General features: G+C 56.8%; 34 protein-coding genes and 1 tRNA gene. 14 read left to right on the top strand and 21 right to left on the bottom strand.

Annotated features, from left to right (window positions below):
- The first annotated feature begins 17 nt into the window (after window positions 1–17).
- Window positions 18–299, top strand: coding sequence for a family 4A encapsulin nanocompartment shell protein (locus ACZ5AM_RS08385; protein WP_464916079.1), 282 nt, complete (start codon window positions 18–20; stop codon window positions 297–299).
- Here the strand turns inward: ACZ5AM_RS08385 and ACZ5AM_RS08380 are convergent.
- The 8 genes from ACZ5AM_RS08380 to ACZ5AM_RS08345 form a co-directional block, all read right to left on the bottom strand.
- A complete protein-coding gene (locus ACZ5AM_RS08380) occupies window positions 292–1209 on the bottom strand; it encodes a triphosphoribosyl-dephospho-CoA synthase (RefSeq protein ID WP_464914547.1) in 918 nt (305 codons plus the stop codon). The genes ACZ5AM_RS08385 and ACZ5AM_RS08380 overlap by 8 nt on opposite strands.
- On the bottom strand, window positions 1210–1440 hold the full coding sequence (locus ACZ5AM_RS08375) for a hypothetical protein (protein WP_464914546.1): 231 nt from the start codon (window positions 1438–1440) through the stop codon (window positions 1210–1212). It abuts the gene before it with no gap.
- Window position 1441: 1 nt separating this feature from the next.
- Window positions 1442–1879: a PspC domain-containing protein gene (locus ACZ5AM_RS08370; RefSeq protein WP_464916078.1), complete on the bottom strand. Its 438-nt coding sequence runs from the start codon at window positions 1877–1879 to the stop codon at window positions 1442–1444.
- Between the two features lie 108 nt (window positions 1880–1987).
- Window positions 1988–2782, bottom strand: coding sequence for a DUF1648 domain-containing protein (locus ACZ5AM_RS08365; RefSeq protein ID WP_464914545.1), 795 nt, complete (start codon window positions 2780–2782; stop codon window positions 1988–1990).
- Complete coding sequence (locus ACZ5AM_RS08360) at window positions 2782–3132, bottom strand: PadR family transcriptional regulator (protein WP_464914544.1); 351 nt, start codon at window positions 3130–3132, stop codon at window positions 2782–2784. Before ACZ5AM_RS08360 ends, ACZ5AM_RS08365 begins: the two co-directional genes overlap by 1 nt.
- 6 nt (window positions 3133–3138) lie before the next feature.
- A complete protein-coding gene (locus ACZ5AM_RS08355) occupies window positions 3139–3870 on the bottom strand; it encodes a YhfC family intramembrane metalloprotease (RefSeq protein ID WP_464914543.1) in 732 nt (243 codons plus the stop codon).
- 5 nt (window positions 3871–3875) lie between these two features.
- Entirely contained in the window at window positions 3876–4205 is a 330-nt protein-coding gene (locus ACZ5AM_RS08350) for a YbjQ family protein (RefSeq protein WP_464914542.1), read from the bottom strand.
- A gap of 85 nt (window positions 4206–4290) precedes the next feature.
- On the bottom strand, window positions 4291–4887 hold the full coding sequence (locus tag ACZ5AM_RS08345) for a YiiX/YebB-like N1pC/P60 family cysteine hydrolase (RefSeq protein ID WP_464914541.1): 597 nt from the start codon (window positions 4885–4887) through the stop codon (window positions 4291–4293).
- A gap of 170 nt (window positions 4888–5057) precedes the next feature.
- On the opposite strand from ACZ5AM_RS08345, the gene dph2 reads away from it, so the two are divergent.
- From dph2 to ACZ5AM_RS08325, 4 genes are all read left to right on the top strand, one after another.
- Window positions 5058–6086 carry a diphthamide biosynthesis enzyme Dph2 gene (gene dph2, locus ACZ5AM_RS08340; protein ID WP_464914540.1) on the top strand — a complete coding sequence of 343 codons (1029 nt, stop codon included), beginning with the start codon at window positions 5058–5060 and terminating at the stop codon, window positions 6084–6086.
- Window positions 6087–6167: 81 nt separating this feature from the next.
- Window positions 6168–7946 (top strand): hypothetical protein, encoded by a 1779-nt coding sequence (locus ACZ5AM_RS08335; protein ID WP_464914539.1) that lies wholly within the window; start codon window positions 6168–6170, stop codon window positions 7944–7946.
- Window positions 7947–7989: 43 nt separating this feature from the next.
- Window positions 7990–8625 (top strand): METTL5 family protein, encoded by a 636-nt coding sequence (locus ACZ5AM_RS08330; RefSeq protein ID WP_464914538.1) that lies wholly within the window; start codon window positions 7990–7992, stop codon window positions 8623–8625.
- Window positions 8603–9928, top strand: a complete 1326-nt coding sequence (locus ACZ5AM_RS08325; protein WP_464914537.1) for an RsmB/NOP family class I SAM-dependent RNA methyltransferase — start codon at window positions 8603–8605, stop codon at window positions 9926–9928. The genes ACZ5AM_RS08330 and ACZ5AM_RS08325 overlap by 23 nt, the downstream gene beginning before the upstream one ends.
- Before the next feature lie 13 nt (window positions 9929–9941).
- Here ACZ5AM_RS08325 and ACZ5AM_RS08320 read toward each other — a convergent pair whose 3' ends face one another.
- The gene (locus ACZ5AM_RS08320; RefSeq protein WP_464914536.1) at window positions 9942–10382 is read right to left on the bottom strand and encodes a hypothetical protein; all 441 of its coding nucleotides are present in this window, start codon (window positions 10380–10382) and stop codon (window positions 9942–9944) included.
- Between the two features lie 166 nt (window positions 10383–10548).
- Complete coding sequence (gene pfpI, locus ACZ5AM_RS08315; RefSeq protein WP_464914535.1) at window positions 10549–11049, bottom strand: deglycase PfpI; 501 nt, start codon at window positions 11047–11049, stop codon at window positions 10549–10551.
- A 107-nt stretch (window positions 11050–11156) separates the two neighbouring features.
- Here pfpI and ACZ5AM_RS08310 point away from each other — a divergent pair, with 107 nt between their 5' ends.
- From ACZ5AM_RS08310 to ACZ5AM_RS08295, 4 genes are read left to right on the top strand one after another with little or no spacing between them, the layout of a single operon-like run.
- A complete protein-coding gene (locus ACZ5AM_RS08310; protein WP_464916077.1) occupies window positions 11157–12284 on the top strand; it encodes a tyrosine--tRNA ligase in 1128 nt (375 codons plus the stop codon).
- A 39-nt stretch (window positions 12285–12323) separates the two neighbouring features.
- Window positions 12324–12824, top strand: a complete 501-nt coding sequence (locus ACZ5AM_RS08305; RefSeq protein WP_464914534.1) for an Lrp/AsnC family transcriptional regulator — start codon at window positions 12324–12326, stop codon at window positions 12822–12824.
- Entirely contained in the window at window positions 12799–14121 is a 1323-nt protein-coding gene (locus tag ACZ5AM_RS08300) for an HAD-IA family hydrolase (RefSeq protein ID WP_464914533.1), read from the top strand. The genes ACZ5AM_RS08305 and ACZ5AM_RS08300 overlap by 26 nt, the downstream gene beginning before the upstream one ends.
- Entirely contained in the window at window positions 14121–14492 is a 372-nt protein-coding gene (locus ACZ5AM_RS08295; protein ID WP_464914532.1) for a DUF2304 family protein, read from the top strand. The genes ACZ5AM_RS08300 and ACZ5AM_RS08295 overlap by 1 nt, the downstream gene beginning before the upstream one ends.
- On the opposite strand, the gene ACZ5AM_RS08290 is transcribed toward ACZ5AM_RS08295, so the two are convergent.
- The 4 genes from ACZ5AM_RS08290 to ACZ5AM_RS08275 form a co-directional block, all read right to left on the bottom strand.
- Window positions 14489–15022, bottom strand: a complete 534-nt coding sequence (locus tag ACZ5AM_RS08290; protein ID WP_464914531.1) for a deoxycytidylate deaminase — start codon at window positions 15020–15022, stop codon at window positions 14489–14491. The two genes, ACZ5AM_RS08295 and ACZ5AM_RS08290, sit on opposite strands and share 4 nt — an antisense overlap.
- Before the next feature lie 13 nt (window positions 15023–15035).
- The gene (locus ACZ5AM_RS08285) at window positions 15036–15824 is read right to left on the bottom strand and encodes a M48 family metallopeptidase (RefSeq protein WP_464914530.1); all 789 of its coding nucleotides are present in this window, start codon (window positions 15822–15824) and stop codon (window positions 15036–15038) included.
- A 10-nt stretch (window positions 15825–15834) separates the two neighbouring features.
- The gene (locus ACZ5AM_RS08280) at window positions 15835–16203 is read right to left on the bottom strand and encodes a BlaI/MecI/CopY family transcriptional regulator (protein WP_464916076.1); all 369 of its coding nucleotides are present in this window, start codon (window positions 16201–16203) and stop codon (window positions 15835–15837) included.
- A gap of 68 nt (window positions 16204–16271) precedes the next feature.
- Window positions 16272–16359: transfer RNA gene (locus ACZ5AM_RS08275), tRNA-Leu, on the bottom strand.
- A 77-nt stretch (window positions 16360–16436) separates the two neighbouring features.
- On the opposite strand from ACZ5AM_RS08275, the gene ACZ5AM_RS08270 reads away from it, so the two are divergent.
- Window positions 16437–16931 carry a ribonuclease FAU-1 family protein gene (locus ACZ5AM_RS08270; RefSeq protein ID WP_464914529.1) on the top strand — a complete coding sequence of 165 codons (495 nt, stop codon included), beginning with the start codon at window positions 16437–16439 and terminating at the stop codon, window positions 16929–16931.
- Here ACZ5AM_RS08270 and trmY read toward each other — a convergent pair.
- A complete protein-coding gene (gene trmY, locus ACZ5AM_RS08265; protein WP_464914528.1) occupies window positions 16928–17536 on the bottom strand; it encodes a tRNA (pseudouridine(54)-N(1))-methyltransferase TrmY in 609 nt (202 codons plus the stop codon). The two genes, ACZ5AM_RS08270 and trmY, sit on opposite strands and share 4 nt — an antisense overlap.
- Before the next feature lie 57 nt (window positions 17537–17593).
- Between trmY and ACZ5AM_RS08260 the strand changes: the two genes are divergently transcribed.
- From ACZ5AM_RS08260 to ACZ5AM_RS08250, 3 genes are read left to right on the top strand one after another with little or no spacing between them, the layout of a single operon-like run.
- Window positions 17594–17878 (top strand): DUF167 domain-containing protein, encoded by a 285-nt coding sequence (locus ACZ5AM_RS08260; protein ID WP_464914527.1) that lies wholly within the window; start codon window positions 17594–17596, stop codon window positions 17876–17878.
- Window positions 17879–17937: 59 nt separating this feature from the next.
- A complete protein-coding gene (locus ACZ5AM_RS08255; RefSeq protein ID WP_464914526.1) occupies window positions 17938–18168 on the top strand; it encodes an AbrB/MazE/SpoVT family DNA-binding domain-containing protein in 231 nt (76 codons plus the stop codon).
- The gene (locus tag ACZ5AM_RS08250) at window positions 18153–18563 is read left to right on the top strand and encodes a PIN domain-containing protein (RefSeq protein WP_464914525.1); all 411 of its coding nucleotides are present in this window, start codon (window positions 18153–18155) and stop codon (window positions 18561–18563) included. The genes ACZ5AM_RS08255 and ACZ5AM_RS08250 overlap by 16 nt, the downstream gene beginning before the upstream one ends.
- Here ACZ5AM_RS08250 and ACZ5AM_RS08245 read toward each other — a convergent pair whose 3' ends face one another.
- Entirely contained in the window at window positions 18564–19568 is a 1005-nt protein-coding gene (locus ACZ5AM_RS08245; RefSeq protein WP_464914524.1) for a phosphorylating glyceraldehyde-3-phosphate dehydrogenase, read from the bottom strand.
- A 120-nt stretch (window positions 19569–19688) separates the two neighbouring features.
- Here ACZ5AM_RS08245 and ACZ5AM_RS08240 point away from each other — a divergent pair, with 120 nt between their 5' ends.
- On the top strand, window positions 19689–20516 hold the full coding sequence (locus ACZ5AM_RS08240; RefSeq protein WP_464914523.1) for a translation initiation factor eIF-2B alpha/beta/delta subunit family protein: 828 nt from the start codon (window positions 19689–19691) through the stop codon (window positions 20514–20516).
- Here the strand turns inward: ACZ5AM_RS08240 and ACZ5AM_RS08235 are convergent.
- From ACZ5AM_RS08235 to ACZ5AM_RS08215, 5 genes are all read right to left on the bottom strand, one after another.
- Window positions 20513–20806 (bottom strand): MazG nucleotide pyrophosphohydrolase domain-containing protein, encoded by a 294-nt coding sequence (locus ACZ5AM_RS08235; RefSeq protein WP_464914522.1) that lies wholly within the window; start codon window positions 20804–20806, stop codon window positions 20513–20515. The genes ACZ5AM_RS08240 and ACZ5AM_RS08235 overlap by 4 nt on opposite strands.
- 39 nt (window positions 20807–20845) lie before the next feature.
- Complete coding sequence (locus tag ACZ5AM_RS08230; RefSeq protein WP_464916075.1) at window positions 20846–21523, bottom strand: aspartate/glutamate racemase family protein; 678 nt, start codon at window positions 21521–21523, stop codon at window positions 20846–20848.
- A 160-nt stretch (window positions 21524–21683) separates the two neighbouring features.
- Window positions 21684–22898, bottom strand: coding sequence for a bifunctional phosphopantothenoylcysteine decarboxylase/phosphopantothenate--cysteine ligase CoaBC (gene coaBC, locus ACZ5AM_RS08225; RefSeq protein ID WP_464916074.1), 1215 nt, complete (start codon window positions 22896–22898; stop codon window positions 21684–21686).
- A gap of 50 nt (window positions 22899–22948) precedes the next feature.
- Window positions 22949–23701 (bottom strand): DUF835 domain-containing protein, encoded by a 753-nt coding sequence (locus ACZ5AM_RS08220; protein WP_464914521.1) that lies wholly within the window; start codon window positions 23699–23701, stop codon window positions 22949–22951.
- A 68-nt stretch (window positions 23702–23769) separates the two neighbouring features.
- The gene (locus tag ACZ5AM_RS08215; RefSeq protein ID WP_464914520.1) at window positions 23770–24294 is read right to left on the bottom strand and encodes a hypothetical protein; all 525 of its coding nucleotides are present in this window, start codon (window positions 24292–24294) and stop codon (window positions 23770–23772) included.
- Window positions 24295–24505 lie beyond the last annotated feature (211 nt).

The following is a 24505-nucleotide window of genomic DNA, read 5'->3' as shown; positions in this document are numbered from 1 at the left end:
TTTCTCCGGTGTCCGAAATGCGCGGCGACCTGATACGCGTTCTGAGCGGTATCGAGGAGAAGGCCAACGAGCTGAAGCTCGACGGCTACGAGCCGGACGTGGTTCTCATGGGCCTCGAAGCGTACGAGTTCGTCAAGGAGCAGGTTAAAGAAGAGTTCGGCGGGGACGAGGAGCTCCTTGAGCTCTCGGGCCTCAAGGTGAGGCTCCTTGAGGAGCTCGGTGGTGACGCGGTGGTCATCGACAGCGGTGCCATAGGTTTCGGCCTCGGTGGGGCCAAGAGGATAAAGATAGTCAGATGACGCCGAAGACCTTTCCTTCCCTGACCTCAACCCCCATGCCCGATAGGACGAGGAGGCTCAGGGAAACAGCGGTCACATCGGCCAGGCTCCCGGGGTTCCTTAAGTCGCCCCTCTCGCGAAGGAACTCGTCCAGCCCCTCAAGGCTTGCCCTCCCCTCCAGAACTTCCCAGGCCTTCTTCCTCACGAGCTCCGCCTCTTCCTTCCCCGCCTTCCTGGCTATCAGCGTGTCCTCCCTCTCGGCCATCAGCTCGACGAAGGCCCTGGAAACGGCCTCCTCGAGCGGGAGCTCTTTCAAGAGCTCTATGATTCTGTCCGCTGTCCTGTAGGACAGCCGGTACTTCTCCAGCCACTCGCAGAAGACGAGCTCGCGCCCGCAGCTTATCCCGGCCAGCTTCCAGAGGTTCACCCTATCGGCGAAGAGCTCCCTGAAGGAGTCGTCGCTGTAGACGTCGTACTTGACACCTCTCGGGATACCCTTCGGGTTCGCCGTCCTGATGGCGCGGTAGAGCTCCATAGTGTCCCTGACCGTGGACTCCTTCAGCAGGAGCTCCGCCTTTTCTCTAGCCTCCATCACGTCCCTGGCCATTGCCAGGCCCATCATCAGGGGGATCGAGAGCACCACCACCCCGAAGTTTGGGTTCCCGTCCTGAACCTTCCTGGACTCAGAGACTGCCCTCCTGATAAGCTCGCCTATCCCTGCCTCGTTTAGCGAGAGGGCCCCTTTCCTGAGCAGCTCCCCGATCTTGACGGCCTCGTAGTAGACCGGAAGGACGGCGGTGTTCCCGAACAGGAAGTGGTAGATGCTGAGATCCTCGAAGTCGCGGTGGCGGTTTACGTTGCCGGGCTTTGGAATAGCCGCCTCCAGCAGGGGGCCCAGAGTAAAGGCCCTGACGATCCTCCAGCGCTCCATTCACACCACCAGGTACAGCATGAGGTATACCAGGTAGAGGAAGACGACGACCCTACGGAGGGTTCTCCTCGTTAGGAGGTAGGAGCCGGCCGCTAGAAGGGTAACCCCGCCGAAGGAGCCCCTTATGACGTTCCTGTACGGCTCGAGCCAGAGGAGAAAGGCCGGCCTGAACTCCCTCACGAGGAGGAGCACGCCGAGGAAGATGAGGATCACGCCGGCTGTTCTCCCCATCTCATCTCCCCTCCAGGAGCAGGATGATCCCGAGGGCCAGAAGCAGGAGCGCCACGAGCGTGCTGGATGAGGGAACCCTGAAGACGAAGAACAGCGGGAGCGTAAAGGCTACCAGGTAGAGGATACCCAAGAGTATCAGGATTATCGCAATGGCCTTTATAAGGTCGTTCTTCTCACCGCCGCCCGAGATGACCCTCTCCACCTCCCTCGTCACGTCGTTGAGCCTCTCCTCAACCGGCTTCTCCACCTCACCTTCCTCCGGGATCACTATGGCCGCCAGGAAGTAGAGGACTGTCATCGTGACCGGGTTGAACACGAGGAGAACCACGAATATCAGCCTGATTAGTGTGGGGTCTACGTTGAAGTACTCCGCGAAACCCCCGAGAACCCCTAGGAGCATCCGGTTCCTCTTCGAACGCACGAGTCTCTTCCCCTCCATCTTACCCACCGTCCTTGGTTGGGCCTGGCGCTTATTAAAGTTTCAGTGGGGTCTTCCCGATTCAGAAAGGAGAAACTCCGGGAAATACCGTTAGGGACTCCCATGAGCTCATGCCCGTTCATCTCCTCTCACCGTCAGGAGCCTGTAGGTTCCGATGAAGACGAGCCCGATAAGGGCCCAGGCCGAGTAGCTTACAACCTCGCCAGGGATGAAACCGGCGTTGTAGAGAAGGACGGCGGTGTCGATTACTACTATTCCAACTGCCATTACTGTGAAGAACTCCGCGGTTCTCTTCCACCCAGCTTTGCTGAACCTCATGAGGGGCGCGAAGCCCGGCTCCCTAAGGAGGTAGGTCATCCCGAGGAAGAGGGGCTGAACGACGAGGGGGAACACCAGGGCTCCCACAGTCTTGGAGGCGAAGTTATCCGGCCTTCCGGATCCGTTGAAATGGATGGCAACTTTCCCGGGCAGTTTGTCCCACAGAATTGCGACGAGCAGGAGGTAGAGGGCCAGGGCCGAGAGCTGGGCGAGAAGATAGGGCCCAACGTCAACTTCGATTCTCTTCCCCGGTTTTTCCGCCTCCTGGGAAAGATCCTCAACCTCGTACTCGCGCTTCGCCACCAGGGTTCCAGCGAAGAGGAGGACGAGGATCCCCGCGATCATGATGAGCACGAATGTGTTGGTGCCGATGCCAGTTAGGGCAAGGAGAAGCAGGAGGAGCGAGAAGGAGACCATGTAGAGCCCCGCGAAGGTGTTGGCCTTCCTCCAGGCTTTTTCCGACATGTAGGTGTAGCCTATCCGAAAGCCTACCGCGTACTGCCTCCTGTTCCTGAAGGCGAGGGTCAATAGCCCCGCGACCAGCAGGACGGACGAGATAAGCGCTTCCAGCGGGTTCACCATCATCACCCCATCTCCCCAAGCACGCGGATTATCGCGTTCACTTCTCCCCTCAGTTCCCGGAGAACCTCCCTTCCGAGCGCTGTCAGTCGGTAGTACTTCCGCGGCCTTCCCCCCACCTCGACCCAGAAGTCCTCCACGAGTGAATACTTTTTCAAGCTTTTAAGGATGTCGTACAGAGCGCCTTCGCTCGGAACAAGCTTCCCATGGCTGAGCTCCTCCAGCCTCTTCCTTATGGCGTAGCCGTGGAGCTCATCTTCCTTCTCAAGGAGGGAAAGAACGAGATAGGAGTAGAGGCCCGACCTTAGGTCCTTCCTGAGCTTTTTGAGGGCCTTCCCCTTCGGGTCTCCCAGCAAGCCCCATCACCACAGGGGCCTTTCTTCCGTCTCGGGCTCTGAGAGGGCCTTTAAAGCCCCGTACGCGAACACCGCCACCCCAATGGCGGCAACGGTGACCTCAAGGATGTAGCCCATGAGGTTCAACACGCGGTATGGTCTGGGCCTTACGAAGAAGGCCAGCTGTACGTAGGCGGCTCCCGCATCGATTAGGGTGTGAAGCCCTATCATGTAGATCAATCCCCTCGCCCCAAAGCCCTTCTTGAAGGCGTACGCTAGGAAAACTGCCGTCCCAACGTGGAAGAGGACCACGAAGTAGCGCTCGGCCATCGAAAGGAGGGCGTTTATAAGGGGCACGTCGACCGTGCCGCCCCTGAGTGCAACCGGAAGAACCGTTGCCAAGGCTACGACAACCGCTTCGGTTACCCCAAAGCCGAGCCCCACGAAAACCGCCTCCCTGAGCTTCCTCTCCCTGACTAGGTAGTACTTGACCCCCTCCTGGACAAGCCCTGCGGCGAATCCGAGCCACAGGGCCACCGTCGCGATGAACGCCGTTCCCCTCGCTGCAACGTCTGCGTTCGACTTAATACCAATCCCAAGGAGCGGAAGCTGCTGAACTGGGTTCTGCACGAACATGGCTATGAAAAATGCCGCCGTGCCAAGCAAAAGCTCCGCCCACCTCTGTTTCTTAAAGCCGACCGCGTAAACGGTGGCCCAGGCTAAGACGGCACCGAGAATCGGAAAGGGGAGGAGGTACATGCGGATCACTCCCTTTCAATGACGACGGCCGTTCCGTAGGCGTAAACCTCGGCGACGCTTGAGCCGACGTTGGAGGTGGCAAAGCGGACGTTGACGACGGCGTTGGCACCAAGTTCTTTGGCATGAAGGATCATCCTCCTCAGGGCTTCCTCCCTAGCCTCGGCCATCATCTCGGTGTACTCCTTCACCTCGCCGCCCTTTATGTTCCTGAGGAGGGCCATTATGTCCCTGCCCAGGTGGGTGGCCTTAACGACCCCGCCCCTGGCGAGGCCCTTAACCTCGACGATCCGGTAACCCGGAACCTCGGGGGTCGTCACGAGAATGATGTCATCCATACCACTCACCCCGATGCCTCGAACTTCGATGTATTGTTGGGGTTGGGAGATATAAAGGTTTCGGGGTGAAAAGAAGGAGAAGGGGTCAAGCGGAGTGGTAGTATATCACGTAGGTATCGTCGTCATCGTAGACTTCCTGCGGGGCCACACCGTAGAGGTACTTCCAGTAGAACCCCGGGTGCTCATCTATGTCGACGTAGCCACCGCTAGCCCAGTAGTAAGCCGCCCAGACGAGTTCTGAGCAGTAGTAGCTGTCCCCGTAGACCTGCTTTGTGTACCAGCCCCAGTCGTAGGGCTTGCCGAGCTGCTGGAGGGCAAAGTAAACGGCGTTCTGCCTCACGTAGTCGCTGGTGGCAACGCGAAGAACCGCGACGGTGTCGTAGCGCTTCATGAAGTCCGAGAGGTAGACGAGCCTCACGGCGCTGGGGTTGTCCCACGCCTCCACCACGACCCAATCGTTGGCGTAGTAGTCGTAGTAGGCTATCATACCGGTGTGCGTCCAGTAGCCGGGGATTATTATGCTGCTCAGCGGGTTGTGGCCGATAACAATGTCTCCAGGTTTCAGGCCGTGGGGATAGGGGTGGTAGTAGTTCGAGTCCCCCTTGCTTCCAGTTGCACCGGCCGGCTGGAAAACGAGGGCAACCACTGCAAAAGCTACCAACAACGCCATCAGCCGCCTCATTTTAGCACCTCCAAAGGGCTTTGCGATATTGATTGGGGATCAATGACTAATAAAGGTTTTGGTTGCACGAATTTGGAATGTAATGCATTACTATGCTCATTAAGGGCATGTACGCATGTGGGGATCGATGGGGATTTAAAGGGTTGCCTCAACCCCCATAGGGTGGTTCAATGCACGAGGTTTCCATGGGCGAGGTACTCGAGAAGCTCCGCGAGATGAACGCGAGGAGGGTGCTCATCCAGACGCCGGAGGGACTCAAGCGAGAGGCCCAGGCACTGGCGGATTTCCTTGAGGAGAACGGGATAGAGGCGATAATAAGCGGCGACATCAACTACGGCGCCTGCGACCCGGCCGATACAGAGGCCAAACGGCTCGGCTGCGACGCTCTAATTCACCTCGGCCACAGCTACATGACGCTCCACCTCGAGGTTCCGACGATATTCGTGCCCGCTTTTGCCAAGGTCGACGTCGTTCCGGCCCTCGAGGGGAACATCGCTGAAATCAAAAAGCTCGGGAAAAGGCTTGCCCTCGTCACCACGGCCCAGCACATTCACCAGCTCGATAGGGCGAAGGCTTTCCTGGAAGAGAACGGCTTCGAGGTTCTAGTTGGGAGGGGCGACTCCCGCGTTTCCTGGCCTGGACAGGTTCTTGGATGCAACTTCTCGGCCGCAAAGACCGACGCCGACGGGGTGCTCTTCATCGGAGCCGGCTACTTCCATCCGATAGGAGTTGCGATGGCCGTGAAGAAGCCCACCCTCGCGGTCAACCCCTACTCCGGCGACGCCATCTGGATGGACAAGGAAGCAGAACGGCTCATCAGGAAGCGCTGGGCGCAGATAGCGAAGGCGATGGACGCGAAACGCTTTGGTGTAATCACGAGCACCAAGAAGGGCCAGCTAAGGCTTGCTGAGGCGAAGAGAATCGTTGAGCTCCTCCGCGAGAGGGGCAAGTACGCCAGGCTGATAGCTATGAACCACATAAGTTATCCCGCTTTGGAGGGCTTCGACTTCGACGCCTACGTAGTCGTCGCCTGCCCCCGCGTGCCAATAGACGACTACGAAAACTGGAGGAAGCCCGTTCTTACACCGCGGGAGGTGGAGATACTCCTTGGACTGAGGGAGGACTACGAGTTCGACGAGATACTAGGCGTCGAGCGGAGGACTGATGAGCCGCTCGGGATATCCCTGAGGGGCGTTTAGATGGAGCGGGGTTGGTCGTGGTACCTTTATTCCCAGCTTCGGGCGAAAGGGGTATAAGTTTTCGATCCGAAAAACCTTGCGATGGAAGGCGAGAAGAACCCCGATGAACTGCTGGGGGAGTACCTCCGCTCGTGGAAGATAAGGGAGGCCGCCGAGCTGGCACTGGGGGATGAGAGGGCCCTTAGGAGACTCTTTGGGCTCCTCCACGGGCGCGACGATGGGATGAAGGTCAGGGCCCTGATGGCCCTGGAGGAGGTTCTGAGGAATTTACCGGACGTTAAACGGCTTTTCCTCCTCCGTGAGTTCCTCGACGACCTGATAATGGCCATGAGGGAGGGCAACGACAGTGTCTCCGCCCATGCGCTCAGGGTAACCTCGCTCCTAATAGAGAGCCTCCCCCTCGACCCTGAGACCTTCGTGAAGCTGGGCCATGCCCTAAAGGATCTCGTAAAGGCCCGCAGGAACGAGGCGGTTCTCCTTGAGATACCCTCTGTGCTCAAAAACATGCGCGTTCTCTCCTCTGATCCTAGGGTTCACGACGTGGTGTCTAGGTTGCTCAAGTCCAGGAACCCCCGGTTAAAGGCCATGGGGCTCAGGCTTCTCCTGAACGTGAGTGCCTACACGGGCGATCCCTCCCTCCTCAAGGAGGTCTTCTCGTCAGTCCGGGACATGCTGAGCGGTGAGGACGTTCCCCTCGCCGAGTTCGCACTGGAGATACTCCTCGACGTCTCCCGCTATCCCCTCAGGGAAGAGCTCATAGACGAAGTCGCCGGGGTTTTGACCGCCGTGAAGAACCTTGTCTTTGGAAAGAGGCCCGAGCTAAGGGAGAAGGCCCGTCTGGTGGCGGAGAAGCTTGAGGACGCGATTTATCGGTACTACAAGGGGAGGCCTGAGAAGGCGAGGGGGAAGATAAACGAACTCCTGATAGGGGAGCGCTTCTACGAGGCCATCGACCTGGCCCTGGCCGTTGGATACACCTACGTCCTGAAGTGGCTCGCGGAGGTTCTCGAGGAGATGGGCAAGGAGACGCTCAAGATAAACGAACGCGTCCTCCCCGGGCCGAGATATCTCTCGGTGCCACCCGAGAAAAAGGCCCAGAAGTACCTGAAGCCGCCAGCGCTGTCGCAGTTCAAAACACCGAGGAAGAGTGCGCTGGAGGTGGCACTCAAAGAACCTTCCGCGGGTGAGGGCGGGCTTACAGAGGAGGAGAAGGCAGAGCTGGAGCGCTCCCTTGAGTCTGGAGACGAGGAAAAGCTCGTTGAACTGTTGAGGAGGAAGCCCGAGGCGGTCTTTGAGCTTGTCCACAAACTCGAAGAGGGCGACAAGTTCGAGAGGATGGACGCCCTCTGGGCCCTCTCGAAGCTCGCGGAGAGGCTTGACTCGACAAAGATGGTCGTCCTCAAAACTGCAGTGGAACCCCTGATAAACATCACAAAATCCAACAATCGCTGGGCGAGGCTGAGGGCCGCCAAAACGCTCACAAAGCTGGCCTCCAAGGCCCCCTACGGGAACGGGATAGTTGGGCACTTCCTTGGGGAGTATCTGTCTGGAAGGGGCAAGGAAGTCCTCCCCTCCCTCGAGTTCTTCAGCTACTACTTTCTCGAGGGTTGGGACGAGAAGACCGCGAGGGCAGTACTAGTGAAGCTCGGCGATTACCTCAAGGGGGAGACGCTCTTCGACGCCCTCCTGGTTCTCGATGCGCTCGTGTCCTCAATTCCAAGGGGTAGAATAGGCCTCCTCCGGCCCTTTGTTGAGGTGCTGAAGGAGGTCAAAAAGACGGCCTCACCGGACGAGCAGAAGCTCGCCCTTAGGGTGCTTGAGGGGATAGCGGAGAAGTCCAAGGGGCTTGTAAGCCGGTAGCGGGGCAAACATATAAATAGTCCGTCATTTAGGGGAAGTCGGTATGCTAAAGAAGAAGCACCTGGCAATAGTCCTCTCCCAGCTGAAGGGCTTTCCTGAGCCGAAGCCCGAGCTCGAACAGTACAGGACGCCGGGAAACGTCGCGGCGGAACTTTTATGGTTAGCCCACTCCCTCGGCGACATCGAGAGAAGGACTGTGGCCGATCTGGGTGCCGGGACGGGGGTTCTCTCGATAGGGGCCTGTCTCCTTGGGGCAAAGAAAGTTTACGCTGTTGAGATAGACGAGACTGCCCTTGAAACCGCGAGGGAGAACGCAGCTTCCCTCGGCATCGACTGCATCGAGTTCATAAACGCCGACGTCTCGGGGTTCTCGGGTAGGGTCGATACGGTCATCATGAATCCGCCCTTCGGGAGCCAGGTTAAGCACGCGGACAGGCCCTTCCTCCTGAAGGCCTTCGAGGTGAGCGATACCGTCTACTCCATCCACCTCGCGAAGCAGGAGGTGAGGGGCTTCATAGAGTCCTTCGTCAGGGACGCCGGTTTCTCAATAACCCACAGGGTAACGGTTCCCTTCGAGATACCTGCCCAGTTCCACTTCCACAAAAAGAGGCTTGAGAGGATTACGGTGGACGTATACAGGTTCGAGAGGTGGGGACATGGGAAAGCTGAAACTGAGTGACAGGCAGCTATACGCGCTCATCGAGGCGGTCAAGCTCGGCGAGGAGGTCAAACCCAGTCAGGGGGCCAAGAGGAAGGCCTTCGCGAAGTACAGAATCGAAGGCTGGGAGAACTCCAAGCTGACCGGGATTTTCTACTCTATCCAGCGGAGGCTTGGCCTCATAGACGAAATAATTGAGGAGCTCGTCGGCGTCTCCCCGCTCATCCTCGACCCCTGGCTGAGAGCAACTTTGAGGGTCGCCGTCGAGGTTGCCGTCTTCCGCGACCCGAACGAGAAGACGCGGCAACACCTAAAGGGCCTCGCCCAATTCCTCTCGAAGAGAACCCACCCCTACGTTGGTTATTACTACTACGACCTCCTTCCGAGGGTTCTCGAATACATGCCCGTTATCGACTCCGAGGAGAAGAGGCTGAAGTGGGAGTACCTCTTCCCGGAGTGGTTCATAGGTCGGATGCGCTCCCTCCTCGGCGATGAGGCGGAGGAACTCCTCAAAGCGCTCAACGAGACCCTCTCGACGAGCATAAGGGTGAACCGGCTGAAGGCGAGCGTTGAGGAGGTCGAGGAATACCTGAGAAGGAAGAACGTCCGCTTCGAGAGGAGCGAGCGGGTTGATACCGTCATCAGGATTCTCGACCCCTTCAACCCTGAGTGGCTCTTCAACAAGGGCTGGGCCATAGCGCAGGAAGAGGCCCCAGCGGTCGCTTCGCTCGTCCTCTCCCCAAAACCCGGTGAGACGGTCGTTGATTTAGCGGCGGCCCCAGGTGGAAAGACCGCCCACATGGCCGAGCTCATGAACAACGAGGGCAAAATATACGCCTTCGACATCGATAAAGCCAGGATAAAGCGGATGAACGAGGTGCTGAGGAGGACGGGCGTCGAGATAGCAGAGACGATCAAAGCCGACGGCAGGAAGGCCCCGGAGATACTCGGCGAGGGGATAGCCGACAGGGTGATGCTCGACGCGCCGTGCACGAGCGACGGGACGATAGCGAAAAACCCCGAGCTTAGGTGGCGCCTCCGTGAGAAGAACATCCCGAAGGTCGTTGCGCTCCAGAAGGAGCTCATCGAGAGCGCGTGGCGCCTTCTAAAGCCCGGTGGGAGGATGCTCTACTCAACCTGCTCTATGCTCCCAGAGGAGAACGAGGGCGTTGTGGAGTGGTTCCTTGAGAGGCACGATGACGCGAAGCTCGTGCCCCTGAACGGCCCTTACAGCGGGGGCTTTTTGGAGGGAACTATGAGGGCGTGGCCGCACAGGCACAAAACGATAGGGTTCTTCTACGCCCTAATTGAGAAGGAGGTCTGATTTGACCCCCTTATTAAAGCGAGTGTGAGGGAACGCCTGATTTGAGCACGGGGGTGAAGGGGGACGGCCACAGTGCCGGCGTGAAGAGCTCGAAGAGCAGAACGTGGGGGGTCTCGGCGTAGAGGTCGAGGTTGGCCAGTATCATGCTCTTGACCTCCTCATCCCCGAGGGAATAGACGTCGGCAACCACGGGCTTTTTGAGGAGCCCCATGAGGAACCTTACCGCACCTTCTCCCCTGAGCCTGCCGCCGGTTCTTAGGAAGAGCACCTCCGCCAGGAGGAGTTTTTCCTCGTCAAACAGCAGCTGAACGTACGCGCTGCCCTCCTCTGTTGAGAAGACCCTCACAAGTGCTCCCTTCCCGATCCTAAGGGCTTCCTGGATGAGCAGGAAGAGATCCTCGGATGATTTGCAGACGACGTTCTCGTAGAGCTTTACACCCTCCCAGGTCTTCATACTCTCACCTCCGTTGAAACTTACGCCCTCATCCTATTTAAAGATTTTCCAAAATATTTGCTCAATATTTGGAATTTTTACAATCAACTTCCGATTACTTTGGAAAAAATCCAACAATGAATGGAAAAAACGCGAGAAAATGAAGAAAATCCGAAAATTTGGAGAATCATTTCAGAAGTTTCACGAACTCCCTCATCCACGCGTACAGGTCGCCCGGGTGCCTGGAGCTGACCCAGTTGCCGTCGACAACAACTTCCGCGTCGACCCACTCAGCACCGGCGTTCCTCACGTCGTCGCGGATGGTTACGACGCTCGTTCCCTTCCTGCCTTTCAGTACGCCGGCCGAGATGAGCACCTGCGGCCCGTGGCATATGCTGGCGACGGGCTTTCCGTCCTCAAACATCTTCTTGGTCACTGCAACGGCCTTCTCGCTGAGCCTCAGCCGCTCGGGGGCCTTCCCTCCTGGAAGAACCAGCGCGTCGAACTCGTCCGGGTCGACCTCCTCAAAGGCCAGCTGGGCCTCAACCGAGTAGCTGTGCTTGCCCGTTATCTTCCCGCGCCTGAAGCTCGCCACGTAGACCTCGTGTCCCTCCTCTTTGAGCCTGTGGAGTGGGTAGATAAGCTCAAGATCCTCGAACTCGTCGGCGCTCAGAATCAGCACCTTCACGTTGAACACCCCCGTAACGTTCAGATGGATATAGCCATAGAACCTAATTAACCTTTCGGGCGCAAAGCCCTTAAACCGGTGGCCGTTTTTTCTTTAGGTGGTTGGAGATGGACATAGAGAGCAGGATAGAACTCATAAAGAGGAAGCCAACGGAGGAGCTCCTGACCGAGGAGAACCTCAGGCACCTCCTCGAAGTTGGAATCCCGATGCAGCACTACATAGGGTTCGAGATAAGCGGTTACATTCACCTCGGAACCGGTCTGATGGCCGGCGCTAAAATAGCCGACCTTCAGAAGGCCGGCATAAAGACGAGGATTTTCTTAGCGGACTGGCACAGCTGGATCAACGACAAGCTCGGTGGGGACTTAGAGGTCATCCAGAAGGTGGCTTTGGGTTACTTCAAGGAGGGCATGAAGCAGAGCATAAAGGTCATGGGCGGTGACCCTGACAAGGTCGAGTTCGTTCTGGCCAGCGAGATACTTGAGAAGGGCGACTACTGGCAGACCGTTATAGACATTTCCAAGAACGTTACCCTCGCGAGGATGATGCGCTCGATAACGATAATGGGCCGCCAGATGGGTGAGGCAATAGACTTCGCCAAGCTCATTTATCCAGCCATGCAGGTGGCGGACATCTTCTACCAGGGCGTCACCATAGCCCACGCTGGAATGGACCAGAGGAAGGCTCACGTCATTGCCATAGAGGTCGCCCAGAAGCTCAAGTACCATCCCCTCGAATGGAAGGGCGAGAAGCTCAAGCCAGTAGCTTTACACCACCACCTCCTCCTCGGCCTCCAGGAGCCGCCGGTGTGGCCGATAGAGAGCGAAGAGCAGTTCAAAGAACTCAAGACCCAGATGAAGATGAGCAAGAGCAAGCCCTATTCAGCTGTGTTCATCCATGATTCGCCGGAGGAGATAAAGCAGAAGCTCAGAAAGGCCTTCTGTCCGGCTAAAGAGGTCAACTACAACCCCGTCCTGGACTGGGCAGAGTACATAATCTTCCGCGAAGAACCTACGGAGTTCACCATCCACAGGCCGGCAAAGTTCGGCGGCGACGTGACCTACACCACCTTCGAGGAGCTGAAGAGGGACTTCGCGGAAGGGAAGCTCCACCCGCTCGACCTGAAGAACGCGGTAGCTGAGTACCTTATCGAGTTGCTCAAGCCCGTCAGGGAGTACTTCGAGAGGAACCCGGAGCCGCTCGAGCTCATGAAGCAGGTGAAGATTACCCGCTGACTTTCTTTTGTTTCCAAACTTTGGAAACCGGTGGAGAAGATGCCCGGCATCGACGAGAAGGACAGGGAGATCCTGCAGATTCTGAGGGAGGAGGGGAGGATAACCCTCACGGAGCTCGGTAAGAGGGTGAACCTCTCCCCCGCGAGCGTGAGGAACAGGCTGGACAAGCTCGAGGGACTCGGGGCGATCAAGGGCTACTCGGCCGTCGTTGACCCGGCCTTCTTGGACAGGTACGTCAGGGTCTTCATGCTCCTCAAGCTCAAGGTGGAGGGACCCGATATAGACAGGATCCTGGAGAAGTTCGCGCTGATGGACAACGTTCAGGCCCTCTACAGAACGACTGGCAGGACGCAGGCGATGATAATAGCCGAGTTTGGGGACATGGACGAGATGAAGAGGTTCGCCGCCAGGCTGAAGGGCGCGCTTGGCTCGGCCCTCGACTACATAGAATGGGGGGCCATCTACGGTTCGCTGAAGGAGTGCTGGATTAAAGAGGGTAAGAGGCGGGGTTCTCATGGACGTAAGGCTGGTTATCTTTGACCTCGACGGCACGCTCGTGGGCGCTCCAAAGCCCTTCACGGAGATAAAGGAGGAGCTCAGGGAGAGGCTCGTTGAGATGGGGATAGAAGAGAGACTCCTGGGTGACCTGACGCCGATGTACGAGAGCCTGATCAGGATATCGAAAGAGACTGGCATCGACTTCGAGAGGCTTCACTTCATCCAAGTCGAGCTCGAAACCGAGAGGATGGAGGAAAGCTTCCTGTTCGAGGGCGTCGTGGAGGTTCTTGAGTACCTCCGGGGAAAGGGCGTTAAAATCGGCCTCGTGACGAGGAGCTCGCGGAAGGCAGCCCTCTTGGCCCTCGAGAAGAACGGCATCGTGGAGTACTTTGACGCCGTGGTTGCGAGGGAAGACGTTCCACCGGAGGGACTCAAGCCGGAGCCTGGCCAGATAGAGAAGATCCTGCGTGATCTAGACGTTCCCCCCGAGAAGGCCCTGGTGATCGGGGACCATGGCTACGACGTCATAGCTGCCAGGAAGGCCGGAACCCTGAGCGTCCTCGTGACTTCACACGACTCCGGGAGGATGAGCTTCTCGGTAGAAGCTCAGGCGGACTTTGAGGTTCCAACGATAAAGGAGTTAAGGCCCCTCATCGAAAGGCTCCTGTCAACGTACGTTGTCGTTCCGGCCTACAACGAGGAGAAGACCATCGGAGGCGTTCTCGAAGACCTCCTCCGCTACTTCAGGCGGGACGAGGTAGTCGTCGTCAACGACGGTTCCCGGGACAGGACGAGGGAGATAGCGGGCTCGTACGGCGTCCACGTTTTGAACCACCTCGTAAACCGCGGCCTGGGCGGCGCCCTCGGCACGGGTTTAGCTTACGCGGTCGGGAAGGGTGCGGAGCTGATACTAACCTTCGACGCCGACGGCCAGCACCTGATAAGCGACGCCCTCCGCGTTATGAAGCCCGTTGCAGAGGATAAGGCGGACTTCGCGGTAGGTTCGAGGCTTAAGGGCGACGTTAGCCAGATGCCCTTCGTTAAGAGGTTCGGGAACCTCGTTTTGGACACCATAACCGCGGTCTTCGCCAAGAAGTACGTGAGCGACAGCCAGAGCGGCTTAAGGTGCTTCAACAGGGAGTGCGCCTCGAGGATAGAGATAACGTGCGACCGCTACGCCGTTTCGAGCGAGATAATCATAGAAGCCGCGAAGAACAACTGCAGGATAGTTGAAGTGCCCATAAAGGCCGTCTACACGGAGTACTCCATGAGGAAGGGAACTAACGTGCTGGAGGGGGTTAAGATAGCCCTCAGCCTTCTCTTCGACAAGTTGAGGTGATGGGGATGTACGTGGCGCAGGTTATAGCGGTGGTGGTGATACTCTACCTGCTCTGGAGGGTGGTCATCGACTACCGGAAGAACGTGATAGACTGGAGAAGCCTGATCTCGTGGGGGTTAATCTTCGCGGTCTTCGCCGTCATAGCGGCCTTCCCCGTCAGGATCTCCACGGAGATAAAGGACCTCCTCGGGCTCGGGAGGGGACTGGATGCCCTCTTCGTCGTCTCGATAGGGCTTATATTCGTCCTGCTCTTCGACACCTACCTGAAGATAGACAGGACCCAGAGGGAGATAACGGAGCTTACAAGGAAGGTGGCGATAGAGCTCGAGGAGATAAACGAGAAGCTCAAAAAGCTGGAGGAGAATGGCTAAAAGTCCTCACCGAACAGCTCCTCAAGGAAGAGCCTCACCCTGTCCTTCGGCAGCTTGAACTGCCTTATCTTTATTATCCCCTTCTCCCGCGCCTCCTTCAGGAGGATCTCAGTTGCTTCGTTCGGGTACATCTCCTCGTAGACGATCTCCTTTATGCCCGCGTTTATGACGAGCTTGAAACAGGTGTCGCATGGGAAGTGGGTCACGTAGAGCGTCGCGCCTTCCAGGCTTATGCCCTTTCTTGCCGCCATCGCTATGACGTTCTGCTCCGCGTGAACCGCTCTGTGGCAGTGCCCGTCGACGATGAGGCAGCCGACGTCTATGCAGTGGTCCATCCCCCTCGGCGCGCCGTTGTAGCCTGTGGCGAGTATGTAGCCGTCCTTAACGGCCACAGCTCCAACGCGCAGGCGGGGGCATGTTGCCCTCAGCGAGACGAGCTTCGCTATGAGCATGAAGTACTCGTCCTTCGTTGGTCTGACCCTCTTTATCCTCTCCGCCTTCTCCCTGTCCAGGAAAATCTCAACGCCCAACCTACCACCCCGCTCACTTGGTGGAGAAGTCGTTCGAGTAGGCGACTATCCTGAAGATCCTCTCGTCGTAGCTCGGGTGGGTAGGAAACAGTATGAAGCTCGAGATCCAGTAGCGCCTCTTCGGGGAGGATCTCTCTATGCTGGGCTCGATACCGGGGAGGGCGTGCTTCTTGACCGCCGCCCTGATGTCCTCGTAGTATTTCAGCTCCTCGAGAGCCCTCTTCAGGCTCATCGGGGTGTCTAGGAAGTGGAGGGCCACGTAATCGGCCTTGAACTCCCTCTCCTTCAGGAACTTCGACCTCTCGAACTCGTACCACATGTAGGTGGTGAGGGCCAGGAAGCTGGCCAGAGGGTTCATCGACAGGATGAAGATCACGAGGGGGCTCAGGAACATGAAAATCCTGAAGTAGGCCACGAGGGGGAACATGATGGTGTCCCTGTTCTTCACGTGCCCTATCTCGTGGGCAACGACCGCGATTATCTCGTCGTCCTCGAGGATCTCAAAGAGGCCTAGGGAGAGGACGACTTTCTTTCCGTAGGAAAAGGCGTTGGGGATGTAGTCGTCCATGACGTAAACCCTGAGGCCTTTAACGCCGGCGCGGCTTACAACCTTCCTCAGCTTCTTCAGAAAGTCCCCGTGGATGGACTCGTCGATGGGGGTGCATCTGCCGTGGTTTCCGGAGAGGGAGAGCCTGCCCAAGAGGAGGACCGCCACAAGAACGCCGGCGTTGGCGGCAACCCCGAGCCTACCCGCGGATACGTAGGTAATCAGAAACGTCAGCAGCACTGGGATCGCTATCATCCCGAACCCCTCAGTCGCGCTTGATCCGGGACAGGTAAGCGTAGGTCGCTTCCCTGAAGTTGCTCATGAGGGCGTCGAGTATCTTCTGCACGACCTTCTCCTCGAACTCCTCCCTGGTCGTGGTTATAGAGTAGACGTACCTCATGCCGCCCCTGCCGTGGTCGACGCTCCTGGAGAGAAGGCCCTTCTCGCAGAGGCGGTTCATCAGAATGCTGACCGTTGAACGCCTCATGTCTGGGTGTTTGGGCTTCAGGTGCTCGTAAACCTCCCCCGCTGTAGCCACCTTGGCCTTCCACATGTACTCCATTATCTCGGCCTCTAGGGGCGGCAGAACTGCCTTTATGCCCTCCTCGGTGAGCTTGAACTCGTTCGGTTCCATACCCATCCCTCTCACTCTAGCTTGGGCGGGCATCCATAAAAGTTTTTCGAAATCTCTCGCCAGAAGACTGGTGCGGGGGCGGGGATTTGAACCCCGGAACCCCTGCGGGACGGGACCCTAAATCCCGCGCCTTTGGCCAGGCTCGGCTACCCCCGCTCGTTCCCCCATCGCAGGGTGCATTAAAAAATCTTTCGATGGGCTAGGTTTTTATTTAATCCGCCCAAAGCCCGCACATGGAGGGGAGAATACACCTCATCTACAGGCGCATCCCAAACCGCGTTCTTGAGCGAGACGACGAGGTAGTTGCGGATTTAGGTAACGTGGTCGTCGCCAGATCCCGCTTTGAGGGCATGCTCGCCCCGCTCAAGGTGAACGGCGTTAAAGTGATAGACAACGGCTACACCATGGTCTACTTTGCCTTCGTTGGAAGGAACTACGACGTCCTCAAGGTCTACGATGGGGAGGGGAACTTCAGGGGCCTCTACATCGATGTTCTGGCCTACACAAGGCGCGAGGGGAACACCATTGAGATGCTCGACCTCTTCTTGGATATCTTCGTCTTTCCAAACGGCGAGGCCTTCCTCCTCGACGAGGACGAGCTTGAGATGGCCCTGAACTACGGGCTTATCGATCGGGAGACCTTCGACTTCGCCTACTCCGTTGCCCGGGAGATTCTTGAGAAGATTAAACGCGGCGAGTTTCCCCCGGAAATCGTGTGGGACTACTAAGGAGGATCGGACAGGGAGTCGAGGAGTATGTTGACGTGGGCGACGACGTGGGACGCGAGGTAGCTTTTCCTCCCGACGCTCACCCTCTCCGCTATCCCGTCGAGGAAGGCCTCGTCCTCCCCGCTCAGCCCTTTGTGGTCGCCGAGGACGAAGGCAACGTTCTTCCCGAAGCGAACCCCGCCGATTGGCTTCCCGCCCTCGTGGAGGTAGTAGAGTTTAGAGTTCTTCACGGTCAGCCGTATCACGTCCTCGAAGGTCCTGTTGCTCACGTAGAGGCCGGGGTAAACCTCGACCTCCCTTCCCGGTTCTCTAAGGCCCTCACCTGCCTTCAAAGCCCTCGTTATCAGCTTCGCAGTGCTCATCTCGTCCGGGTTGAGGCGGACCCTCAGCTTTGATCCCTCAAAGCGTATCGCCTTGGGCGGCTCCGGCGGGCCGTAGAGGAGGAGCCAGACGCGGACGTTCTTCCTGAAGCCGTGGGAAAGTAAGAAAGCGGCGTTCAGAAACCTGCAGAGGACGTCTATCCTTCCGCTCGTCCCGGGGAGGTCGTTCAGCCTGAAGTCCGCCTTGGTATGCGCTTCGTTCGCCTTGATTATGAAGGTTCTCATGTAGGGGGTAGGGCGAAGGGGTTTAAAGGGCTTAACCTACCCCAATGGGGTGGTGGGATGAAGTTCCTCAAGGAGACGAAGGAAGGGACGCTCCTCTTCATTCACGTCCAGCCGAAGGCGAAGAAGAACGCGATTGAAGGCGTCGATGAATGGCGCGGCCGCTTAAAGGTCAAAATAAAGGCCCCACCCGTCGAGGGAAAGGCGAACAAGGAGGTTGTAAAGTTCTTCTCAAAGCTCCTCGGGGCGGAGGTTGAGATAGTGAAGGGAGAGACGAGCAGGGAGAAGGACCTGCTGGTAAAGGGAATGAGCGCGGAAGAGGTAGAGAAAAGACTGGGGTTCTGACGTTGCTCGCAACCTTAAATATAGTAGAGGAACGAACCTACTATCAGGGTGAACCTACTATGGGCATCACTAAAGTAACGCGGAACTACCAGATAACGATTCCCGCTGAGGTTCGGAAGGCACTTGGAATAAAGGAGGGGGAGCTCCTCGAGGTCAACCTTGAGGGGGATAAGATAGTGATTCAAAGGCTTAAGAAAAGGAGAAAGCGCCTTAAACTTGGCAGGAACATCACTCCAGAGGAGATAGAGGAGTCTATCAAGGAGAGCATGAAAGAATGCATGGGGTCATAGACACGAACGTTCTCATCTACGACACCTTTGAAGATACCGAGTTCCACAGCGTGGCTGAGAACGTCCTTGATTCCCTGGATAGATGGTACGTTCCGGCAATAGTCATGCAGGAGTACGTGTGGTTCTTCAAAAACAACGGTTTTTCGGCCAAGGATGCACTGGAGTCTCTCAGGGGCTACACCGAGGACCCGAGGTTCAGAGGACTGAGTGAAAGCCCCGAAACCATTGAGAATACCCTAACTCTTCTGGTTGGGGAGAAAATCTCACTATCTCGGTTCAACGATGTGGTGGTTCTCCTTCATGCTCTGGAGAAGGGAACACTCGTCACATTCGATAGAAAGCTCAGAAGCCTGGCAGAAAGAAAGGGAATAAAGGTTCTTCCAGAGAAACCCTAATCACTTCAAAATCCCCAAACTCCTGTTCGTCTTCCTTATGCTCTCCCACTTGTCGGCGAGCTCTAACATCGCCCTTATCGCGTCGACGTTCTCAGGCACGACGTCGCTCTCCTGGTGCACCGCTTGAATGTAGAAGAGCCTGTTTCCTCTCACGCTTATGCTCTCCTTCCAGACCGCTATCTCGTAGAGGTTGTTCCACTCGCGGTGCAGGTCGCGGGCGAACTCTATTAGCTGGGCCGTGCTGTCAAAGCCCCTCTCCTTCTCGAAGAGGAGCACGCGTGTGGTGTTCTCGAAGATATCGATTACGTCTTTCTCAGTCAGCGGCTTCTTCAGCTCGATCATGACGCTGTGGACGTGCATAAGCGTGGTGGGGACGACGAACGCAGAAGTCTCAATGTTTATCGGGATGACCGTCTGGACGTCCGGCCCGTGGTGAGAGGGAACAGTAACGCTCGGGGTTATCGCGTTGACGGGGCCACGCTTGGAGTCGTTGGGGTCTGCAGCTCTTCTTATCATCACCGCGTAAACGTAGTCGATGTAATCCCGAAGGGCCGAGAGGGTTCTGGTTAAGCCGGTCGTGTTGCAGGAGACGACGCGGACGTAGTCCTTTCCAAGGGCCTTCTCGTAGTTGGCCTGCGCCACGAAGGAGACCTCCGCAATCGAGGCCTTTTCGCCGCCCTGGAAAATCGCCTTAACGCCGGCCTTCTCGTAGAGGGATTTGTTCTTCGCACCCATTCCGCCGGGAGTTGCATCGACTATGACGTCAACCTTCTCGAGGAGGTCGTTTAGAGTGCCCGCAACCTCGAAGCCGGCCTTTTCAAAGCGCGGGAGGAACTCCTCGCTCGCGGCGTAGACCGGAATTCCCAGCTCTTTAGCGTGGTAGGCCTCGAAGTCCGGCTTCGTCTTCGTGACGCCGATGAGCTCCATATCGTTCTGCTTTGAGACCGCGTAAGCCACGCGCTTTCCTATAGTCCCGTAACCGTTTATTCCTACCTTGACCTTCATGGGATCACCGGGGATTTTACAGCGGTAAAATACTTAAGCCTTGTTTTCACCGCGGGTGAAATGCCGAAAGGATGATAAAGAATAGGGTCAAACTAGCGAGGGCTGCAAGCGGTGATCCCCATGATCCCGGATGAGGTCAGAAGGGTTCTGGAGGAAATGGTACTGGAGAGAATACGAGGCGCGAGCTGGCTGGCCAGGAGGGGGGCTGAGGCGTACATCCTCCTCTCGGAACTCCTCGATGGTGATGACCTCAGGAAGGCGCTCCTTGAGATGAGGGAAGCCGTCCCGGCAGTCAATAAAACCATGGCCTCACTCTACAACCTCTCCAGGTTCATCCCCGTGACGGATTCACCGGAGCTCGTTCGCACGAGGGCCGAGGAGTTCATCAGGCTGGCAGAGGAGGCCAGGAGGGAGATAGGCAACATAGGGAGCGAGCTCATAGACGAAAACGACGTTGTGATAACCCACTCCTTTTCTTCCGCCGTTCTGGAGGTGTTTAAGGCTGCAAAAAAGAAGGGGAGGCGTTTTAGGGTCATCCTTACCGAGAGCGCCCCCGACTACGAGGGACTCTCCCTCGCCACGGAGCTTGAATCGCTGGGGGTTCCTTACGAGGTCATAACCGATGCCCAGATGGGACTCTTCGCGAGCAGGGCAACCCTCGCGCTCGTTGGGGCTGATAACGTGACGAGGGACGGTTCAGTGGTGAACAAGGCTGGAACGTACCTATTGGCCCTCGCGTGTCATGGGGCCGGGGTTCCGTTCTACGTCACCGCGGAGAGCTTCAAGCTCCACCCCGAGCTCGAGGCGAAGGACGTCGAGATAGTGGAGAGGCCGTACACGCGGCAGGGGCACAGGGTGAGGAACATGCTCTTCGACGTGACCCCCTGGAAGTACGTCCGAGGCATAATAACCGAACTGGGGGTTCTAGTGCCCCCGAAGGAGATCTAAAACTTCTCCTCGCACTCGCAGGGCTTCTTTCCGCAGTAGGGGCAGACGCCGGGGTACTTCCTCTTCGCCGCTTCCTCCAGGTCTATGCCTAGGAGGTTTGCCAGGCTGGCGAGCCACGCCAAAACGTCGGCAAACTCCTCCTCCATAGCTCCCCTGTCCTTCTTTCTTATGGCCTCGCTCAGCTCGCCGACTTCCTCCACAAACCAGAGGAAGGTTTTCTCAACCCCCCTCTTCGAGTCCTTGTGGAAGTAGATGTCCCTAATCATCCCCTGAAATTCCCTGATCTCCATTGTCTCACCGGGTGAAGGGAAAGAAGATGAGCTTAAAAATCACTCGCTCGCCACTTCTATGAGCTTCCTCACGTGTATCTCAACGGTGTCGAAGACCTCAACCGGAACGTCGCCCGGCTTAACAACCAGCGGAAGCTCGGTGCAGCCCAGGATGACCCCCTCGATGCCCTCCCCGGCGTAGCGGTTGATGAGGTCGATCACCCAGTCCCTGCTGGCGAAGTTCTCGAACATGAGCTCCTCCGTGATTATCCTGTGGAGCTCGTCCATCTCCTCCTCGCTCGGCGTTACCACTTCAAAGCCCGCCTCGCGGAGGGCGTTTTTGTAGAACTCCGCCGTCATCGTCGTCTTGGTTCCGAGGAGGAGAACCTTCTTAACGTCCCTGCGCTTCATCTCCTCTATGAGAGCGTCGATTATGCTGACCATCGGGACGTTCACGGCCCTCTGAACGTCCGGGAACACTATGTGGGGCGTGTTGGCTGAGAGCGATATGATCTCGGCCCCGGCCCTTTCAAGGGCTTTCGCGGCCTTTATGAGTATTTCCTTCCTCCCCTCCCAGCCGTTCGGGTTGTGGATGAACTCCTTGAAGTTTATGGAGTAGATTATCAGCTCGGGGAAGACGTAGGGCTCGAACTTCTCCCTGCTTATCTCCAGGTATTTCTTGTAGTAATAACAAGTGGCCTCCGGACTAGTTCCTCCTATTATCCCTATCCTCCTCATGAGAACCACCGGGGGATGTGGGACCGGGGAGGATATGAACCTTTTGGTTTAAAACGAAAGGTTATGGGGGCCGGAATTTTACAAAGGAATTCCCAACCCCCAAGGGTTTCGAAAATCGTTCGTTTCTGGGGGAGTGAGCGTTCAAAAAATAGAAAATTCCTCAGGGGAATAGGTCCAAGATCTCGTCCCAGAGCCTCTCTGCGAGTTCGCGCTTGCCCATCTTAGGAAGCTTCTTCGCGGAATCACGCGTGACCAGAAGAACCTCGTTCTTCTCGCTTCCAAATGCCCTTAGGGTGTTGGCAATAACCAGATCGCTTCCTGCCCTCTCGATCTGCTTTCTGGCCGCGTTTATCATCTCCTCCTCGCTCAGCCCGGTTTCGGCCTTGAAGCCGACGAGGAAAACGCTCGGCTGCAGTTTCTTGACGCGGTCGATTATCTTAGGCGTAGGCTCGAGCTCGAGCGTCAGGGGTTTCCCGCTCTTTATCTTCACCTTTGCCTTCTCCTTTACCCTGAAGTCGCTTACGGCCGCCGCTAAAACTACGACGTCGTACCTCTTTGCCTTCAGCTCTCTTTCTATCGCCTCGAGCATCTCCTCTACCGTCTCGACCTCAATCTGGTTCTCAACGAAGCTTGGAACGCTGCCCCTCGTCCTTATGAGCGTAACCTCTGCACCCCTCAGTTCGGCCTCCTCAGCTATAGCAACGCCCATTCTCCCGCTGCTCGCGTTGGTTATGTAGCGTATCGGGTCTATGTACTCCCTCGTCGCGCCCGCTGTGACGAGAACGCGCTTTCCAGCGAGGTCTTTTCTGTAGAGCTTTTTGATGACGCGGTAGACTATCTCGTCAATTGAAGCCACCTTCGCCTTGCCCTCCTCAAAGCGGGGCCCTATGAACTCAACGCCGAGCTTTTTGAGCTTCTCGATGTTCTCCTTTACAATCGGGTGCTCGTACATCGTCGAGTGCATTGCCGGGGCTATCATTATCGGCGTGTGGGCGAAGGCGGTCGTTACAACGGTCGTAACCGGAGTATCGTCTATGCCGCAGGCTATCTTCCCGATGGTGTTGGCCGTTGCCGGGCAGACGAGGATTAAGTCGGCCTTGTTCTCGTGCTCTCCCGCTAACTCAACGTGCTCGATGAAGCCCGTTATTTCCGTCACGACTGGGTTGCCGGTGGCGAACTCCATAGCGTATGGATGGATTATTTTCTGGGCGTTCTCGCTCATGACCGCGTGAACCTCTGCACCGTGCCGTATCAATTCCCGCGCGAGCTTGACGCACTCGACTGCCGCTATACTCCCGGGGATTGCCAGAACGATCTTCTTTCCGACGAGCTTCCGGCTCTTCGTGGCGTGGATAAGCTTAACGTGATGGAGCATCCGGGTCACCGATGTAAGTAATCCTCGGATCCTCTAAAGGTTTTTGGCGATCAGAAAAGCCACGTCAGTTCCCTTTCCAGGAGCTTCAGCTCCTTCTCGGTTAGGCTCTTTGGGTCAAGGACAACGATCAGAGACGCCCCTTTGGCCGTGATGTTGTCTTTGAGGGCCGTTAGGAACTTGAAGAAGGTCTCAAAACCGTTCTCCAGTATCAGATATTCCACCCCCTCTAAAACGACCACCGTGTCCTGATCGGCACGCTGGACGAGGTAGTGGAGCAGCGGAGCAAGCCGGGTGGGTTCTATGGTGTTCTCACCGTTCACCGTCGTTATCCAGAGCACGGGTATGCCGTATTTCCGGAAAAGTTCGGGCTTCCTCGCGGCCGCGATCACCTTAAAGCCACCGAGGAGCTGATGAATCCCCTCAAGCAGAGCCTCTGGGCGGACTAGATAGGCCCCGCTCTCAATGGACTTCGTACCGTTCACCACCTTTGTCGGCTCGATCCTTATCTTGACCTCCCAGTAGAATGGTCTCAGGGCAAACAGTACCCACGCGAGGCCAACAGCCACGAGAACGTCGTCAAAGACCTTCATGAACTCGGTCTTTACCACGTCGTTCATAACGTTGACCAAGTAGCCCGCCCAGAATATCAGAACGCCTATCGCGAGATTTCGTACGTTGCTTTCGGTGAAGGTTCTGCGAAGCCACGGCCTGATTTTGAAGAACAAGACCACGACTAGCGTTAGGGCGGTGAAAGCAATGATCTCGGCCCCGAGCTTTATGTGCTCATACGAGGCAAACCCCATGGTCACTCGTTACCCCGGGATATTTTTAAGACTTATCCTTCATGCCAAATTAAAAATAAAAACGCCCCTCACGGGGTGATCACTATTCTCGTTAGGGCGTTTCTGTGCACCGTCTTCCGGGGCAGATCCTCGTCAAAGCCGAGTGCGCCGAATCTAGATCTCAGAACCCCACTCAGAGAATCAACGGGGAACTCGGCGCTCGTTATCACCGTGATCTTCGCCGGGAGGTAGGGGCCGGTCTCTGGACCGTACTGCATTAGAACGACTATGGGGTATGTTTTGTCCCCCAGATGGACGGCGTTGAGGAAGGCCTGGTCTATTGACTTAAAACCGCTCTCGTCCGTGACAACGGTTATCTCGAGGGCATCCCCGTAGGATTTGGAGATCCAGAAGAGGGTTTCCTCAAGCTCGCCCTCTGGGACCACTGCCCTGACGGCGACCGTTTCCCTGTGCTCGTTGTAGAGAACCCACCTAAGAAAGAGCCCCTTATTCATAATGGGATCCATGACTTTATTCACCTTGGATATAGGAACCTCGAAGTCGAGTTCTATCATAACCGCATCACCGCTGGTACCAGCAGCGCGCTCGCTCATTAACAGGTTGTGATATGACAACTTATTAATTTTTCGATGGGCATTATTCAAAGTAACGGTTGTACGTTTGTTAACTGCCGACAAAATTTGAAAACGTTGAAAACGAAACTTATTCCACCCGGAGGGTCGGCGGCTATTTTATCCCTGATTCAACCGACTTATTCAAGGGCAGGGGGCACCCGCTTGATCTATCTTCGCCGTAATCCTATAT

Source organism: Thermococcus fumicolans (assembly GCF_055386755.1).
This window is presented reverse-complemented; position numbering and strand designations above follow the sequence as displayed.

Bases quoted from the DNA above. Each gene is read 5' to 3' on its own strand.
- ACZ5AM_RS08245 (WP_464914524.1), bottom strand. From the start codon at position 19,568: ATGAAGGTCAAGGTAGGAATAAACGGTTACGGGACTATAGGAAAGCGC.
- ACZ5AM_RS08380 (WP_464914547.1), bottom strand. From the start codon at position 1,209: ATGGAGCGCTGGAGGATCGTCAGGGCCTTTACTCTGGGCCCCCTGCTG.
- ACZ5AM_RS08370 (WP_464916078.1), bottom strand. From the start codon at position 1,879: ATGGAGGGGAAGAGACTCGTGCGTTCGAAGAGGAACCGGATGCTCCTA.
- ACZ5AM_RS08355 (WP_464914543.1), bottom strand. From the start codon at position 3,870: ATGTACCTCCTCCCCTTTCCGATTCTCGGTGCCGTCTTAGCCTGGGCC.
- dph2 (WP_464914540.1), top strand. From the start codon at position 5,058: ATGCACGAGGTTTCCATGGGCGAGGTACTCGAGAAGCTCCGCGAGATG.
- ACZ5AM_RS08215 (WP_464914520.1), bottom strand. From the start codon at position 24,294: ATGAGCGAGCGCGCTGCTGGTACCAGCGGTGATGCGGTTATGATAGAA.
- ACZ5AM_RS08295 (WP_464914532.1), top strand. From the start codon at position 14,121: ATGGGGATGTACGTGGCGCAGGTTATAGCGGTGGTGGTGATACTCTAC.
- trmY (WP_464914528.1), bottom strand. From the start codon at position 17,536: ATGAGAACCTTCATAATCAAGGCGAACGAAGCGCATACCAAGGCGGAC.
- ACZ5AM_RS08375 (WP_464914546.1), bottom strand. From the start codon at position 1,440: ATGGGGAGAACAGCCGGCGTGATCCTCATCTTCCTCGGCGTGCTCCTC.
- ACZ5AM_RS08305 (WP_464914534.1), top strand. From the start codon at position 12,324: ATGCCCGGCATCGACGAGAAGGACAGGGAGATCCTGCAGATTCTGAGG.
- ACZ5AM_RS08385 (WP_464916079.1), top strand. From the start codon at position 18: ATGCGCGGCGACCTGATACGCGTTCTGAGCGGTATCGAGGAGAAGGCC.
- ACZ5AM_RS08345 (WP_464914541.1), bottom strand. From the start codon at position 4,887: ATGAGGCGGCTGATGGCGTTGTTGGTAGCTTTTGCAGTGGTTGCCCTC.
- coaBC (WP_464916074.1), bottom strand. From the start codon at position 22,898: ATGCTCCATCACGTTAAGCTTATCCACGCCACGAAGAGCCGGAAGCTC.
- ACZ5AM_RS08255 (WP_464914526.1), top strand. From the start codon at position 17,938: ATGGGCATCACTAAAGTAACGCGGAACTACCAGATAACGATTCCCGCT.
- ACZ5AM_RS08310 (WP_464916077.1), top strand. From the start codon at position 11,157: ATGGACATAGAGAGCAGGATAGAACTCATAAAGAGGAAGCCAACGGAG.
- ACZ5AM_RS08300 (WP_464914533.1), top strand. From the start codon at position 12,799: ATGGACGTAAGGCTGGTTATCTTTGACCTCGACGGCACGCTCGTGGGC.
- ACZ5AM_RS08270 (WP_464914529.1), top strand. From the start codon at position 16,437: ATGGAGGGGAGAATACACCTCATCTACAGGCGCATCCCAAACCGCGTT.
- ACZ5AM_RS08350 (WP_464914542.1), bottom strand. From the start codon at position 4,205: ATGGATGACATCATTCTCGTGACGACCCCCGAGGTTCCGGGTTACCGG.
- ACZ5AM_RS08220 (WP_464914521.1), bottom strand. From the start codon at position 23,701: ATGGGGTTTGCCTCGTATGAGCACATAAAGCTCGGGGCCGAGATCATT.
- ACZ5AM_RS08325 (WP_464914537.1), top strand. From the start codon at position 8,603: ATGGGAAAGCTGAAACTGAGTGACAGGCAGCTATACGCGCTCATCGAG.
- ACZ5AM_RS08240 (WP_464914523.1), top strand. From the start codon at position 19,689: ATGATCCCGGATGAGGTCAGAAGGGTTCTGGAGGAAATGGTACTGGAG.
- ACZ5AM_RS08250 (WP_464914525.1), top strand. From the start codon at position 18,153: ATGCATGGGGTCATAGACACGAACGTTCTCATCTACGACACCTTTGAA.
- ACZ5AM_RS08335 (WP_464914539.1), top strand. From the start codon at position 6,168: ATGGAAGGCGAGAAGAACCCCGATGAACTGCTGGGGGAGTACCTCCGC.
- ACZ5AM_RS08330 (WP_464914538.1), top strand. From the start codon at position 7,990: ATGCTAAAGAAGAAGCACCTGGCAATAGTCCTCTCCCAGCTGAAGGGC.
- ACZ5AM_RS08280 (WP_464916076.1), bottom strand. From the start codon at position 16,203: ATGGAACCGAACGAGTTCAAGCTCACCGAGGAGGGCATAAAGGCAGTT.
- ACZ5AM_RS08235 (WP_464914522.1), bottom strand. From the start codon at position 20,806: ATGGAGATCAGGGAATTTCAGGGGATGATTAGGGACATCTACTTCCAC.
- ACZ5AM_RS08320 (WP_464914536.1), bottom strand. From the start codon at position 10,382: ATGAAGACCTGGGAGGGTGTAAAGCTCTACGAGAACGTCGTCTGCAAA.
- ACZ5AM_RS08230 (WP_464916075.1), bottom strand. From the start codon at position 21,523: ATGAGGAGGATAGGGATAATAGGAGGAACTAGTCCGGAGGCCACTTGT.
- ACZ5AM_RS08285 (WP_464914530.1), bottom strand. From the start codon at position 15,824: ATGATAGCGATCCCAGTGCTGCTGACGTTTCTGATTACCTACGTATCC.
- ACZ5AM_RS08365 (WP_464914545.1), bottom strand. From the start codon at position 2,782: ATGATGGTGAACCCGCTGGAAGCGCTTATCTCGTCCGTCCTGCTGGTC.
- ACZ5AM_RS08260 (WP_464914527.1), top strand. From the start codon at position 17,594: ATGAAGTTCCTCAAGGAGACGAAGGAAGGGACGCTCCTCTTCATTCAC.